Annotated in this window: 8 protein-coding genes; 1 reads left to right on the top strand and 7 read right to left on the bottom strand. The window is 73.5% G+C overall.

What is annotated here, in order from left to right:
- Positions 1-214 precede the first annotated feature (214 nt).
- From tmk to IE330_RS01650, 5 genes are all read right to left on the bottom strand, one after another.
- Positions 215-3,553 carry a dTMP kinase gene (tmk, locus tag IE330_RS01670; protein ID WP_190133983.1) on the bottom strand — a complete coding sequence of 1,113 codons (3,339 nt, stop codon included), beginning with the start codon at positions 3,551-3,553 and terminating at the stop codon, positions 215-217.
- Between the two features lie 506 nt (positions 3,554-4,059).
- A complete protein-coding gene (topA, locus tag IE330_RS01665) occupies positions 4,060-6,939 on the bottom strand; it encodes a type I DNA topoisomerase (RefSeq protein WP_190133982.1) in 2,880 nt (959 codons plus the stop codon).
- Positions 6,940-7,409: 470 nt separating this feature from the next.
- Positions 7,410-7,607, bottom strand: a complete 198-nt coding sequence (locus IE330_RS01660) for a hypothetical protein (RefSeq protein WP_190133981.1) — start codon at positions 7,605-7,607, stop codon at positions 7,410-7,412.
- A gap of 736 nt (positions 7,608-8,343) precedes the next feature.
- Entirely contained in the window at positions 8,344-9,876 is a 1,533-nt protein-coding gene (locus tag IE330_RS01655; RefSeq protein WP_190134038.1) for a DUF7059 domain-containing protein, read from the bottom strand.
- Between the two features lie 32 nt (positions 9,877-9,908).
- A complete protein-coding gene (locus tag IE330_RS01650) occupies positions 9,909-10,508 on the bottom strand; it encodes a TetR/AcrR family transcriptional regulator (protein WP_190133980.1) in 600 nt (199 codons plus the stop codon).
- A 343-nt stretch (positions 10,509-10,851) separates the two neighbouring features.
- Here IE330_RS01650 and IE330_RS01645 point away from each other — a divergent pair, with 343 nt between their 5' ends.
- Positions 10,852-11,688, top strand: a complete 837-nt coding sequence (locus IE330_RS01645) for a class I SAM-dependent methyltransferase (RefSeq protein ID WP_190133979.1) — start codon at positions 10,852-10,854, stop codon at positions 11,686-11,688.
- 184 nt (positions 11,689-11,872) lie between these two features.
- On the opposite strand, the gene IE330_RS01640 is transcribed toward IE330_RS01645, so the two are convergent.
- A complete protein-coding gene (locus IE330_RS01640) occupies positions 11,873-12,457 on the bottom strand; it encodes a small secreted protein (RefSeq protein ID WP_190133978.1) in 585 nt (194 codons plus the stop codon).
- 198 nt (positions 12,458-12,655) lie between these two features.
- Positions 12,656-15,058, bottom strand: coding sequence for a sodium-translocating pyrophosphatase (locus IE330_RS01635; protein ID WP_190133977.1), 2,403 nt, complete (start codon positions 15,056-15,058; stop codon positions 12,656-12,658).
- Positions 15,059-15,445 lie beyond the last annotated feature (387 nt).

Below are 15,445 nucleotides of genomic sequence, written 5' to 3'. Positions count from 1 at the left end.
CCACCGGGCCACGGCCGCCGGGGCGGGCGCTGCTCGCGTCCGCCACGCCGCACCGTCGTCAGTCACACCGCCGTCAGTCACGTCGTCCGTCGGAAATCATTGTGGAGCACGGCACTGACAACGCCGCCCACGGTCGGCCTGACCTGCGGTTTCGCCCTCGCCTCCGGAGTCGTGCCCCAGCTCGGGCGACCGACAGCCGCGCCCCCGCTCGGGCTCAGCGCCGGCGCCTGCCCTTGTCCTCCGGCTCGTCGTCGCGCGACCCGAGCAGCTCGTCCGCCAGGGACGGCTCGTCGTCCGCCGGCGTCCCCTCCGCCCAGGCGGGGCGGTCGCCGCCGCGCGGAGTGCCGTTCTCGTCGACCTGCGGCAGCTCGCGCGTACGGTCGTCCGGGCCCACGTCGTTCCGTACGGGCCGCTCGTCGCGGAAGAACCCCGGCGGCACCTTGTCCGACACGTCGCGGACGGCCGGGGCCTCACCGCGGGCGGCCGGTGCCTCGCCCCGTACCGGCGGCGGGGCGGCCCCGTCCCGCACCGGCGGCAGCACCGCCGTCTCGTCGGCGGCGCCGGGCTCCGGCACCCGCGGCAGCACGGCCGTCTCGTCCGCGGCGCCCGGCTCCGGCACCCGCGGGAGTACGGCGGTCTCCTCGGCGGAAGCGGACGCTCCGGGCTCCGTGGCGCGGGGCAGCTTCGCGGTCTCGTCGGCGGCGCGCAGCGCGTTCGGGTCCACGACCGGCGTCTGCACGGTCGTCTCGTTGTCGGGCGCGGTCGGCGCCTGCTCCTCGACAGGAGCGGGGGCGGTCGGGGCCGGGGCCGGGGCCGCGGGAGCCTTCTGGGGAGCCGGAGCGGCCTTCCCCGAAGCCGCAGCCGAAGCCGAAGCCGGAGCCGCAGCCCCAGCCGAAGGCGCCTTCGCCGGCGGCGCCGGAGGCGGCGTCACGGCCGACGCGGCCGCGGACGAGGCCGCCGCCTCGGCGAGCCGCCGCGCCTCCTCGGCCCGCCGCAGGGCCTCCTCGGCCTTGCGCTGCTTCTCCAGGCGCCGTGCCTCCGCCTCGGCCCGCAGCCGGGCCTCCTCCTCAGCCTTGCGCCGGGCCTCTTCCTCGGCGCGCCGCCGCGCCTCTTCCTCGGCCTTGCGCCGGGCGTCCTCCTCGGCGCGCCGCCGCGCTTCCTCCTCGGCCTTGCGGCGGGCCTCCTCGGCGCGCCGCCGGGCCTCCTCCGCCTGGCGTTCGGCCTCGCGGCGCTGGGCCTCCTGCAGCTCGCGCCGCTTGCGCTCCTCCTCCTCGGCGCGCAGCTTGGCGAGCTGCTCCTGGCGTTCGCGCTCCTTGCGCTCCTCCTCGGCCTTGCGCGCCGCCTCCTCCTCGGCGCGGCGCCGGGCCTCCTCCTCGGCCTTGCGGCGCGCCTCCTCCTGGGCCCTGATCTCGGCCTCGGAGAGCGGCAGGACGACGTCGAGGCGGTGCCGGATGACGGTCGTGACGGCCTCGGGCTCCTGGGCGGCGTCGACGACCAGGTAGCGCCCCGGATCGGCGGCGGCCAGCGTGAGGAAACCGGACCGCACGCGCGCGTGGAACTCGGCTGGCTCGGACTCCAGCCGGTCGGGCGCCTCCGTGAAGCGCTCCCGCGCGGCCTCGGGCGACACGTCGAGCAGGACGGTCAGGTGCGGTACGAGGCCACCGGTGGCCCACCGGTTGATGCGGGCCACCTCCGTGGGCGACAGGTCGCGGCCCGCGCCCTGGTAGGCCACGGACGAGTCGATGTACCGGTCGGAGATGACGACGGCCCCGCGCGCGAGGGCGGGCCGTACGACGGTGTCGACGTGCTCCGCGCGGTCGGCGGCGTACAGCAGCGCCTCGGCGCGGTGCGACAGGCCCGCGGAGGAGACGTCGAGCAAGATGGAGCGCAGCCGCTTGCCCACGGGCGTGGCGCCCGGCTCGCGCGTCACGACGACCTCGTGGCCCTTGGCGCGGATCCACTCGGCGAGCGCCTCGGCCTGGGTGGACTTCCCGGCGCCGTCGCCGCCCTCCAGGGCGATGAAGAAGCCGGACCCCGCGGGCACGGGCACCGGGTCGTCGCCGCCGCGCAGCGCGTCCCGCAGGTCGTGGCGGAGCGGCACGCCCTGGCGGTCGTCGGCCTTGGCCAGAACCAGGGCAGCCACCGGCAGGAGCAGCGCGCCGACCAGCATCAGCGTGAAGGCGGCACCCCCGTGGTCGAACACGAATTTGCCGTTGACCATGCGGTGCGGCCCGATGACGGCGGCCAGCAGGGGCGCCACCAGGACGGCGAGCGCCACGAAGAGGCGGGCGCTCGCCTGGAGGTGCTCGGTGGTGCGGCCCCTGCGGTAGTCCTCGACCTCCTGGTCGAGCAGCGCGTGCCCGGTGTTCGCTGCGACGCCCGCCGCGACGCCAGCGAGCAGCAGGAGCAGCAGCACGCTCGTCAGGTCCGGTACGAGGCCGGCCGCGAGCAGCGCGACACCGGTCATGGCGAGGGCGAGGGCGAGCAGCCGGCGGCGCGACAGGGACGGCAGCAGGGACGGCGCCAGACGGATCCCGGCGGCGGTGCCCCCGGTCAGCGCGCAGACGAACAGGCCGTACGTGACGGGCCCGCCCTGGAGGTCCTTGGCGTGCAGCACGGCGACCGCGACGGCCGCGGCGACCGCCCCGGCGACGGCCGTGCAGGCCGCGACGAGCAGCGGGATCGCGCCGGTGCGGCCCTTGTCGGGCCCGTTCCCGGTACGGGGCCTGCGCAGGCCCTCCAGGGGGCTGCGCGGGCGGGGCGTGTGGGCGCCGGGCAGCGCGAGGCCGTACACGACGGCCGCGGACGCGGCGAAGAGGCCGGCCGCGGCGAACGCGGCGAGGGCCACCTGGTGGGCGTCGAACCAGTCGACGCCCGCGCCCAGCAGGTTGCTCACCAGCGTGACGGCGACGAGCGCCACGGCGGCCACGGGCAGCGCGAGGAATCCCGTACGCAGCGTCAGGCGCCGCAGGGCGTCCAGGTGGTCCGGCAGCGGGCGTACGGCGGCGCCCTCCGGCGGGGGCGTGGGCAGCAGCGCGGGCGCGGCGCTCTCGCGGGCGACCGTCCAGAAGCGCTCGCTGACGCCGACGACGAAGGAGGTGACCAGGAGCGCCGCGAGCGCGTTGCCCGCCGTCCAGTCGATCCACAGGGGGGCGCAGACGAGGAGCGCGGCGCGTACGCCGTCGGCCCCGATCATGGTCCAGCGCCGGTCGAGCGGCCCGTCGGGCGAGGTGAGCGTCGTCAGCGGGCCGAGCAGCACCGCCCCGAAGAGCAGGGTGGCCAGGACGCGTGCCCCGAAGACCGTGGTGACGGCGACGGCGACCCCGCGGTACCCCCCGCCGAAGGCCCCTTCCGCGATGGCGGCCTGGAGCCCCAGGACGACGAGAACGAGCAGGGCCAGGGCGTCACCGACGCTTCCGGTGAGGTGCGCGGTCCACAGCCGCCTGAGCTGCGGTACGCGTAGCAGGGCACGCACGGCGCGTTCGCGGGAGTCCGCGACCAGCGAGTCGTCGGGAGCCGTGGTCATGGCGGGTGGCTGCTCGGCACGCGTCATCCGTCCAGCCTATCCGGACGCCGCCCCTCCCAGCCGTAGCGCCCGAACATACGGACACCGCCCGCGGAAGGCCCGGCAGCGGCCCACTCCGGCCACGCGCCCCGCCCGTGGACGCGCGCGCCCCGGCGTGTCCCGGGACCGGATGGGCGTGTCCCCGGAGCGGGGCGGAGCGCGCCCCGGGCCGAGCGGGGGTCCGCCGGTACCCGCGTGGCGGGCGCCCGGAGTGGCGGCGGGCGTCGGAACCGGAGCGACACGCCCGACGTGGCAGGTGCGGGGACGGGCCGGGGGCGCGATACGCGATACGCGACAGGCCGCCCGCGCGCCCCGGTCACGACCGGCCACGCACGCGGCCCGGCACGACCGGCCACACGCGAGCCCCGGCCGCGAGCCGTGCACCGGCGCGGCACTCCGTGCACCGGTGGGCACCGAACCGAGCACCCCGGACCCGCGCGGCCAGGGGTCACCCCTGGTGCCCCCTGGTCACGCGCGTCCGGGCGCGCCCTCGATCAGTCGGCCGTCTCCGCGGCCGCCGTCTTCTTGGCGGCGGCCTTCTTCGCAGGCGCGGTCGCGGTCGCAGTGGCGGTGGCGGACGCGCTCGCCGCCGTCGTCTTCTTCGCAGCCGTCTTCTTGGCCGTGGTCTTCTTCGCGGCCGTCTTCTTGGCGGTGGTCTTCTTGGCCGCCGCCTTCTTCGCGGGCGCCTTCTTCACCGCCTTCTTGGCGGTCTTCTTCGCGGGGCCCTTGGCCCGCTTCTCCGCGAGGAGCTCGAAGCCGCGCTCGGGGGTGATCTCCTCCACGGAATCGGCCGCCCGCAGCGTCGCGTTGGTCTCGCCGTCGGTCACGTACGGGCCGAAGCGACCGTCCTTGACGACGACCGGCTTCCCGCTGACCGGGTCCTCGCCGAGCTCCTTGAGCGGCGGCTTGGCGGCCGCGCGCCCGCGCTGCTTCGGCTTGGAGTAGATCTCCAGGGCCTCGTCGAGGGTGATGTTGAAGATCTGGTCCTCGCTCTCCAGGGAGCGCGAGTCCGTGCCCTTCTTCAGGTACGGGCCGTAGCGGCCGTTCTGCGCGGTGATCTCCACGCCCTCGGCGTCGGTGCCCACGACACGCGGGAGCGACATCAGCTTGAGGGCGTCCGCCAGGGTGACGGTGTCCAGGGACATCGACTTGAAGAGCGAGGCCGTGCGCGGCTTGACCGCGTTCTTGCCGGTCTTCGGGGTGCCCTCGGGGAGCACCTCGGTGACGTACGGGCCGTAGCGGCCGTCCCTGGCGATGATCTCGCGGCCCGTCTCCGGGTCCGTGCCGAGCTGGAAGTCGCCGCTCGGCTTGGCGAGCAGCTCCTCCGCGTACTCGACGGACAGCTCGTCGGGAGCCAGGTCGTCGGGGATGTCGGCGCGCTGGTGGTTCTCGGAGTCCTTCTCGCCGCGCTCGATGTACGGGCCGTAGCGGCCGACGCGCAGCACGATGTCGTTGCCGACGGGGAAGGACGACACCTCGCGGGCGTCGATGGCGCCGAGGTCGGTGACGAGCTCCTTCAGGCCCCCGAGGTGGTCGCCGTCGCCGTTCCCGGCGTCCGCGGCGCCGCCGGCGGCCTCGCCCTCACCGAAGTAGAAGCGACGCAGCCACGGCACGGCCTGCGCCTCGCCGCGCGCGATGCGGTCGAGGTCGTCCTCCATCCTGGCGGTGAAGTCGTAGTCGACGAGCCGCCCGAAGTGCTTCTCCAGGAGGTTGACCACGGCGAAGGACAGGAAGGACGGCACCAGGGCCGTGCCCTTCTTGAAGACGTAGCCGCGGTCCAGGATCGTGCCGATGATCGACGCGTACGTCGACGGACGGCCGATCTCGCGCTCCTCCAGCTCCTTGACCAGGGAGGCCTCGGTGTAGCGGGCCGGGGGCTTGGTGGCGTGGCCGTCGACGGACATGTCGTCGGCGGACAGCGCGTCGCCCTCGGCGACCTGCGGCAGGCGGCGCTCGCGGTCGTCCAGCTCGGCGTTCGGGTCGTCGGCGCCCTCGACGTACGCCTTGAGGAAGCCGTGGAAGGTGATGGTCTTGCCGGACGCGCTGAACTCGGCGTCGCGGCCGTCGGCGGCCCGGCCGGCGATCTTCACGGTGACGGAGTTGCCCGTCGCGTCCTTCATCTGGGAGGCGACGGTCCGCTTCCAGATCAGCTCGTAGAGGCGGAACTGGTCACCGGTGAGGCCGGTCTCGGCGGGCGTGCGGAAGCGGTCGCCCGACGGGCGGATCGCCTCGTGCGCCTCCTGCGCGTTCTTGACCTTCCCGGCGTACGTACGCGGCTTGTCCGGCAGGTAGTCGCCGCCGTAGAGCTGCGTGACCTGCGCGCGGGCCGCGGCGACCGCCGTGTCGGACAGCGTCGTGGAGTCCGTACGCATATAGGTGATGAAGCCGTTCTCGTACAGCTTCTGCGCGACCTGCATGGTGGCCTTCGCACCGAAGCCGAGCTTGCGCGAGGCCTCCTGCTGCAACGTCGTCGTACGGAACGGCGCGTACGGCGAGCGGCGGTACGGCTTGGACTCGACGGAGCGGACCGCGAAGTCCGTGTGCTCCAGGGCGGCGGCGAGCGCGCGGGCGCCGGCCTCGTCCAGGTGCAGCGTGTTCGCGCTCTTGAGCTGCCCGAGCGAGTCGAAGTCGCGGCCCTGGGCGACGCGCCTGCCGTCGACCGTGGTGAGGCGGGCCACGAGCTGGGAGGGGTCGCTCGGGTCGCCGGCGCGGCCGGTGCCGAAGGTGCCCGTGAGGTCCCAGTACTCGGCGGAGCGGAAGGCGATGCGCTCGCGCTCGCGCTCGACGACGAGCCGGGTGGCGACGGACTGCACGCGCCCGGCCGAGAGCCGCGGCATGACCTTCTTCCACAGCACCGGCGAGACCTCGTAGCCGTACAGGCGGTCGAGGATGCGGCGGGTCTCCTGGGCGTCGACCATGCGCTTGTTGAGCTCGCGCGGGTTGCGCACGGCGCCCTGGATGGCGTCCTTGGTGATCTCGTGGAACACCATGCGCTTGACGGGGACCTTCGGCTTGAGCACCTCCAACAGGTGCCAGGCGATGGCCTCGCCCTCGCGGTCCTCATCGGTGGCGAGGAAGAGCTCGTCGGACTCCTTGAGCAGGTCCTTGAGCTTCTTGACCTGGGCCTTCTTGTCGGCGTTGACGACATAGATGGGCTGGAAGTCGTGCTCGACGTCCACGCCGAGGCGGCGTACCTCGCCGGTGTACTTCTCGGGGACCTCCGCGGCGCCGTTGGGAAGGTCACGGATGTGCCCGACGCTCGCCTCGACGGTGTAGCCGGGGCCGAGGTAGCCCTTGATCGTCTTCGCCTTGGCAGGCGACTCGACGATGACGAGTCGGCGGCCGCCCTGTGCGGTCTCGCTGGTCGGGGACAACTTCGCTCTTCTCTCCGGTCGACGCTCGGTTGGCAGTGCGGTGCCGGCGCCCCCAGAGGGGTGCCGTGACGGCGCTCGCGGTCACGCTGTCGCTGACGGCGCGTGTGGTTGCGCTGTCGCTGCGGAGTGTGACGGTACATCCCGCCCCCGTGTCAAACGGGAAAAGCCCGCAACGGCCACTCGAACGGTAACCCGACTACCGTCATTCCTGCCGCCTGGGCTGGCCCCCGGCCCTGAGCGGGGCTCCGGGCCCGTGCTCACGCGGTGCCCGTCACCCGGACGGCCGTTCGTCGCGGCGCGCTCCCGTCCGCCCTCGCCGGAGCGGCCGGAACCGAGGTGGCCCGGCGTTTCGGGGCCGGGGCCGATGAGTCAGTTCCACGGTCCGGTGCGGGGTCCCCGTCCCGGGAACGGGCCGGTCCGTGGCGCCCCCGCCGGGTACCGGGACCGGCGTCGCGGCCCCTCACCGAGTCTCACACGCGTGTGAAGGACCACACCGCCAGGACCAGCGCGGCGCAGCCCGCCAGGGTGGCCAGGGTCGCGGCGGCGGTCTGGTGCACTCCGTGCGCCACCGGCGCGCGGTGGGCGACCCGGGTGCCGGTCCACACCAGCAGCGCGGCTCCGAACAGCGCGAACACCGTCCCGGCGAAGATCGCTGGTCCGCTCTCCATGACCTGGCCTCCCGAGCCCTCCGGCACGTGCCCCCTCGCGGGTGCCCCGGCTGCGGACGCTGGCACGCCCAGGCGGCGGAAGCGGGAAATCCGAGTGAACGGCGGGCTGCGGCACGCATCGACAATGGCTGGTTCCCGCCCCGGAAGGGCTGGCTCCGGGTGGGTACGGAGATCGGTTGGGGTGTGGCTACGGGTGAAGGTCACGGTGTGTACGTCGAGTACGTACGGGGTGTGAGGGTTACGGGGTGTGAGGAGGTGGATGGCTGGGGGCCGGGGGCCGGGGTGTCGGCGAGGTGGGGGCCGGGCTGAGTCTTCGGCGCGCTCGGGCGGCGCGGCCGGCCCGCGGCGGGCTAACCGGGACACGGGGCCGGTGACACGGGACTGGGGGCGGCGGGTGCGCTCGGGGGTGGGTGGGGGCGCTGCTGGGTGGGCGCGAGGTGGGCCCGGGGCGGGCGGCCGCGACTCGGGGGTGGGTGCCCCTGCGGGCAGGCACGCTCCGGGGGCGGCGGGTGCGCCCGGGGAGGTGCCCTGTGGGCGGCCACGCCCGGAGCCACACGCCCCGCCGGAGGCCCCCGGCCCTCCCCGCCCCAGTTGGAGGCCTTCCTGCCCGGCGGCCAAGGAGAGCACGAGCCGCGCTCGCGCACCCGGGCCGGGGGCGGCCCCGTACCTGTCGCACCCGAGCCGAGGGGCACCGGGCCAGGGGGCACCCGAACCCTCCCGCCCCCGGCCGGCAGGCCTACCGCCCCACCGGCTCCAGGAACCCCTGCTCCACCAGGAGCCGGATCTGTGCCGGGGTGCGGTCCCGGAGCGTGACCGGTTCCTCGCCCGTGAGCTGGGCGATGGCGTCCAGGATGCGGCCGGCGCTGAGCGTGCCGTCACACACGCCCGCGAAGCCCGCGCCCACCGTGTCCACCTTCGTCGCGCGCCGCATCCCGCGGTGCTGGCGCAGCACCACGTGCTCCGGGTCCTCCGCGCCGGGCAGGCCGACCTGCTCCTGCACCACTTCGGCGGCGAGGGTGAAGTGGTCGGCGAGCAGCGCGGCGTCGTCGTGCGTGCGCAGGTAGTCCTGGCGGGCGAAGTGGGCCCGTACCGTCTCGCCGAGGGGCTGCTCGACGGGGTGCGGCCACTCCTCGATCGTCACGGACGGCTCCGCCGAGCCGGACCTGCGCAGCGTGATCCAGCCGAAGCCGACGCCCTTGGTCTTGCGGGCCTCGAACTCGTCGAGCCACGCGTCGTACCGCGCCGCGTACTCCGCCGGGTCGGTGCGGTGGTCCCCGGCGTCGCGCAGCCACAACTCCGCGTACTGCGTGATGTCCTGCACCTCGCGCTGGACGATCCAGGCGTCACAGCCGCGCGGCACCCAGGAGCGGACGCGCTCGGTCCACTCCTCGCCCTCCACGTGCTGCCAGTTGGCCAGGAACTGCGCGTACCCCCCTTCGTTCAGTCTGTCCCCCGCCTGCTGAACGATCGAGCGGCACAGATCGTCCCCGCCCATCCCGCCGTCCCGGTACGTCAGCCGCGCGCCCGGCGAGATCACGAACGGCGGGTTGGACACGATGAGGTCGTACGTCTCCCCGGCCACGGGCTCGTACAGCGAGCCCTCCCGCAGGTCCGCCTCCGGCGCGCCGGAGAGCGCGAGCGTGAGCCGGGTGCAGTGCAGGGCGCGCGGGTTGAGGTCCGTCGCCGTGACCCGCGTCGCGTGCTGGGCGGCGTGCAGCGCCTGGATGCCGGACCCCGTACCCACATCAAGGGCGCTGGCCACGGGGGTACGCACCGTGATCCCGGCGAGCGTCGTGGAGGCGCCGCCGACACCGAGCACCACCCCCTCGTCACGGCTCCCGATACCCCCGGCCCCACCGACAGCGCACCCGAGGTCGGACACGATGAACCAGTCCTCGCCGTCGGGCCCGCCGTACGGCCGTACGTCGACGGTCGCCCTGAGCCCCGCGGCCACACCCGCGTCACCGCCCTCCCCGGGGAGCCCGTCCGTGCCCTCCACCAGCCAACCGCTCTGCAGAAGAGGCTCGACAGGCAGCACCCGCTCCACGCGCGCGCGGGGCACGGAACGCTGCAACAGAAAGAGCCGCACGAGCGTCTCCAGGCCGCCGTCGCCCCGCGTGGCCCGCAGCGCGGGCACGGTCTCGCTGCGCGCGAGCGCGGCGTACGCGGGCGCCCCGAGGAGTTCGAGCAGCCCGTCGGCGGTGAAGTCGGCCCCGAGCAGGGCCTCCCTCAGGCGCGCGGTGACATCGGAACGTTCAGGCAAAGGCAGACGGTTACTCACGTCCACATTGTGACCCGCTTTCAGGCCCGCGGTCCGCGCACGACGCCCGCGACCACCGTACGTACGACCTTCTCGACGGCCGCGGCCTCGGGGGGTACGCCCTTCCGGTCGGCGAACAGCAGGTGCCCGGCCCCGATCAGCGTGGGCGCGAGGGCGTCGATGTCGGCGTCGGCCGCGATCCGGCCGCGGTCGCGCTCGGCGGTCAGGTACGAGGCGACCATGGCGGTCGCCTCGGCCAGCACCGGGACGCCCGTCGGCCGCGCCTGCCGCAACCGGGCCCGCACCTCGTCCCGGGAGGTCACGAGGGACACGACCGCCACGGCCACCGACCCGAACACCTCCGCCAGGGCGCCGCCGAGGTTGCCCACGACGGTGCCGGTACCCGCGGACTCGCGCAACTCCGCCGCCTGGCGTTCCACCCGGGCGACGCGGTCGAGGACCAGGTCGGCCAGGAAGGCGTCGAAGTCGGTGAAGTGCCGGTGCAGCACCCCCTTGGCGCAGCCCGCCTCCGTCGTGACCGCGCGGCTGGTCAGCGCGCTCGGACCGTCCCGCAGCAGCACCCGCTCGGCGGCGTCGAAGAGCTGCCCGCGCACGTCACGGATGGCTACTCCTGTGGGCACCGTGCCCCTCCTTGTTCTCTGCGTTCACTGCGTTCGCCTGCGTTCATCTGCGTTCTCTGTGCCGTGCCGGACGTGCCGGACGTGCCGGGCGTGCCGGGCGTGCCGGGCGTGCCGGGCGTGCCGGGCGTGCCGGACGTGCCGGCTGTATCGGCTGCCGCCACGGCCATGGGCGCGGTGTCGGCCGTGTCGGCTACCGCTGCGGCCCTGGGCGCTCCGCGGCCTTCGGCAGCGGCGTGGCCGCGCCTGCCCCCATCTTCCTCCGGTCCGCCGAACCCCCTTCCGACGGTGTCGGCCACGTACCGGCCCCTTGACCAGTGGGCGAGCGCCCACTCATAGTGGGCACATGCCCACTCACGCCTCACACCCCTCCGAGCACGGGCCGTCATCCGCGTCCGCGCCGCACCAACACCGCGAGCTCGCCGAGTCGTTCGGCGCCGACGCCGCCCGATACGACCGGTCCCGCCCCCGCTACCCGCAGGCCCTGGTGGACCGCGTCCTCGCGGCGAGCCCGGGGCGTGCCGTCCTGGACGTCGGTACGGGGACGGGTATCGCCGCCCGGCAGTTCGAGGCGGCCGGCTGCCGGGTGCTCGGCGTGGAGGCGGACGCGCGCATGGCCGCGTGGGCGCGGCGGCGCGGCCTGGCGGTGGAGGTGGCGAGGTTCGAGGACTGGGACCCCGCGGGCCGGTCCTTCGACGCGGTCGTCTCCGGCCAGACCTGGCACTGGGTGGACCCGGACGCGGGTGCCGTGCGGGCGGCACGGGCCCTGCGGCCCGGCGGCCGCCTCGCGGTGTTCTGGAACGCGGGCCGACCCCCGGCGCCCCTCGTGGAGTCCTTCGCCGAGGTCTACCGCCGCCTCCTGCCGGACTCGCTCGCCGCGCGCCAGTGGGCGGCGCCGGAGGTGGACGCGTACGGAGCGTTGAGCGCCAGGGCCGCCGACGGGATGCGGGCGGCGGGCGCCTTCCGCGAGCCGGAGCTGTGGCGGTTCGACTGGGAGCGGCACTACACGCGCGACGAGTGGCTGGACCAGCTCCCCACCACCGGCGGCCACACCCTCCTCCCGGCGGCCCGCCTGCAGGAGGTCCTCGCCGGGGTCGGGGCGGCCGTCGACGCGGCCGGGGGCGGCTTCACGATGCGGTACACCACCGTGGCGGTCACGGCGGCGCGTTCCACGCGCCCGTAGGACCCGTACGCACGCCGCGCGCCCGCACAGAGGCGTACAGAGCGCGCACGCGGGGGCGGACGTCCGTACCGGTACCGGAGCGTGCGAGTGCGGGCGTACGGGTCAGGCACCGGGGGGCGCGCGGATGGGAAAAGGGGCGCCCCCTTCTGGGAGGCGCCCCACCAGGGCTGCTGCGGGTCCGTCGTCAGGACGCCGTGGGCGTGCTGTCGGACTTGCAGCTCTCCTGCTCGCGCATGGCCTTGCCGACGTCGCCGGCCTCCAGCTTCTTCTGGGCGGTGTTCTCGCTCTTGCTGAGCTTGCCCAGCTCCTCGGCGATCTTCGCGAGGTCGTCCGCGAAGGCCGACTGGTTCTTGGTGTCGAGCTTGTCGGTCTGCGTCTTGAGGTCCGCGTACGACTTGGAGAGGCCGTCGAGTTCCTTCACCGCGTCGTTCAGCTTCTTCTCGCCGTCGTCGACCGGCGGCGCGCCCGCCTCCTTCAGGGCGGTGCTGCGCTCCTTGTAGGCGTCGGAGATGTCCTGGAACGCCTGCGCGTCGGTCTCCTTCACTTCCTCCGGCGAGCTGTCCTGTGCGGCCTGCCTCTTGATCGCCGCGTTGGCGTCCTTGAGCTTCTTGGACTGCGGGCCGACGGCCGTGTCGCAGACCTTCTTGGCCCAGTCGTCCAGCTTCTTGTCACCGTCGTCGTCCGAGCACCCCGTCAGCGCCAGTACCAGTACCGCACCGCCGGACAGTGCGGCCGCGAGCTTCTTGTTCACCGGATTGGTCCCTTCCATGGCTCTCGGCCCCGGAACTTACACGCCGACCGGGTGGCGACCGCACGCCGGGCGTCCGGTAGCCCCGCTATTGCAGCCATTTGCACCAAGGGCCGTGGGGCGAGAGAAGCCTCACGACACGCCCGGGCCGATCCGGGGAAAGGCGAACGGGCGGCGCCCCAAGAGGCGCCGCCCGTCCGAGGGTTGGAACCGCAGGTGCTACGACACCACCGCCGGGTCCGGTGAACTGGCCACCTTCCCCGGGTTGTCCCCGTCGCCGACGGCGATGCCGCGGCGCTTGGAGACGTACACCGCGCCGACGATGACCGCGATGGACAGCACCGCGATCAGGACGCGCATCGCGACGCTCTTGTCCTCGCCGTAGCTGAACTTGACGACGGCGGGCGCGATGAGCAGCGCCACCAGGTTCATCACCTTGAGGAGCGGGTTGATCGCCGGTCCCGCGGTGTCCTTGAACGGGTCGCCGACCGTGTCGCCGATGACGGTCGCGGCGTGGGCCTCGCTGCCCTTGCCGCCGTGGTGGCCGTCCTCGACCAGCTTCTTGGCGTTGTCCCACGCGCCACCGGAGTTGGCGAGGAAGACGGCCATCAGGGTGCCCGTGCCGATCGCGCCCGCCAGGAACGCCCCGAGCGCGCCGACGCCGAACGTGAAGCCGACCGCGATGGGCGTGAGCACGGCGATCAGGCCGGGCGTGGCCAGCTCGCGCAGGGCGTCCTTGGTGCAGATGTCGACCACACGGCCGTACTCCGGCTTCTCCGTGTAGTTCATGATCCCGGGGTGCTCGCGGAACTGCCGCCGCACCTCGTACACCACGGCCCCCGCGGACCGCGACACCGCGTTGATCGCCAGCCCCGAGAAGAGGAAGACGACCGCCGCGCCGAGGACGAGCCCGACCAGGTTGTTGGGCTGTGAGATGTCCATCACCAGGTTCATGGGCGCGCCGTCGCCGAGCTTCTGGCCGACCTCGTCGGCGGCCTCCGCGATGGCGTCCCGGTACGACCCGAAGAGCGCCGAGGCCGCGAGCACGGCCGTGGCGATGGCGATGCCCTTGGTGATGGCCTTGGTCGTGTTGCCCACGGCGTCCAGGTCGGTGAGCACCTGCGCGCCGGCGCCCTCGACGTCGCCGGACATCTCGGCGATGCCCTGCGCGTTGTCCGAGACCGGGCCGAAGGTGTCCATGGCGACGATCACGCCGACCGTGGTGAGCAGGCCGGTACCCGCCAGCGCCACCGCGAACAGCGCGAGCATGATCGACGCGCCGCCCAGCAGGAACGCGCCGTACACCCCGAGCCCGATCAACAGCGCCGTGTACACCGCGGATTCGAGCCCCACGGAGATCCCCGCGAGCACCACGGTCGCGGGCCCCGTCAGCGAGGTCTTGCCGATGTCCCTGACCGGCCGCCGGTTGGTCTCCGTGAAGTAGCCGGTGAGCTGCTGGATCAGGGCGGCCAGGACGATGCCGATGGCGACGGCCACGACCGCGAGGATCCGCGGGTCGCCGGACTTCGCCAGGATCTCCGCGTCCGTCACCCCGTCCAACTTGGCGTACGAGGACGGGAGGTAGACGAAGACCGCCGCGGCCACGAGGGCCAGCGAGATCAGCGCCGAGATGAAGAAGCCTCGGTTGATGGCCGTCATGCCGCTGCGGTCGGCGCGCCGCGGGGCCACCGCGAAGATGCCGATCATCGCGGTCACCACGCCGATCGCCGGGACGATCAACGGGAAGGCGAGCCCGGCGTCACCGAACGCGGCCTTGCCGAGGATCAGCGCGGCCACCAGCGTGACGGCGTACGACTCGAAGAGGTCGGCGGCCATGCCCGCACAGTCGCCGACGTTGTCGCCCACGTTGTCGGCGATGGTCGCGGCATTGCGCGGATCGTCCTCCGGAATGCCCTGTTCGACCTTGCCGACCAGGTCGGCGCCGACGTCGGCGGCCTTGGTGAAGATGCCGCCTCCGACACGCATGAACATCGCGATGAGCGCGGCTCCGAGGCCGAAGCCTTCGAGCACCTTCGGTGCGTTGGCCGCGTATACGAGCACCACACAGGAGGCACCGAGCAGACCGAGCCCCACCGTGAACATGCCGACGACGCCGCCCGTACGAAAAGCGATCTTCATCGCCTTGTGCGAGACGGCGGTGAGATCCTTTTCCGGCTCGCCTTCCGCCGGTGTCGCCTCCCGCGCGGCGGCGGCCACGCGGACATTGCTGCGCACGGCGAGCCACATACCGATATAGCCGGTGGTCGCCGAGAAGGCCGCGCCGATCAGGAAGAAGACCGAGCGGCCGATGCGCTGATTCCAGTTGTCCGCAGGCAGCAGCATGAGCAGGAAGAACACCACGACGGCGAAAACGCCGAGCGTGCGCAACTGCCGCCACAGATAGGCATTCGCGCCTTCCTGCACCGCCGCCGCGATCTTCTTCATGCTGTCGGTGCCCTCGCCGGCCGCGAGCACCTGGCGCACGAGGACCCAGGCGACCGCCAGGGCCGCGATCGCGACGGCTGCGATGACCATCACGATGAGACGGTTGTCGTCCGTCAGTGAAGCACCCGCGAGGATTGAGGGGTGGTCAAGCTGATGAGGGGTAGAAAGCCCCGCCATTCGTCCTCCTTGACGCTTGGGCTGAGCTCAAGATGTGGACGGATTGTAGGGAGCCGGACCTGATCAAAACAGAGCGCCGCAAACCGAATTGGCGCGCAAGTGCGTGTCCGCAAAAGATCGTGCGCACGGATTGGCCCCGAAAGCGGTAACGCCCCAAAACCATTGACGCCGAGGCCACCCCCTCACTTCCCCGCTCCCACCCGCCGAAACAGACGACTTCGGCCGCACCACCTTTCCCGCTTGTCACATAAGCAGAATCCCTGGCGGGTTTTACGGCGGGGGCTTTTTTGTCACGTTGTCTCTGGGGGTACGCGCCGTCGCCGACCACCGCGGGGAGCGCTGTGTACGCACGGGCCGGGCACTCGGGGACGGGCCCCGGACCGCCGG

Origin of the sequence: Streptomyces longispororuber (genome assembly GCF_014656095.1) — a bacterium.
GTDB classification, from domain to species: domain Bacteria; phylum Actinomycetota; class Actinomycetes; order Streptomycetales; family Streptomycetaceae; genus Streptomyces; species Streptomyces longispororuber.
This window is presented reverse-complemented; position numbering and strand designations above follow the sequence as displayed.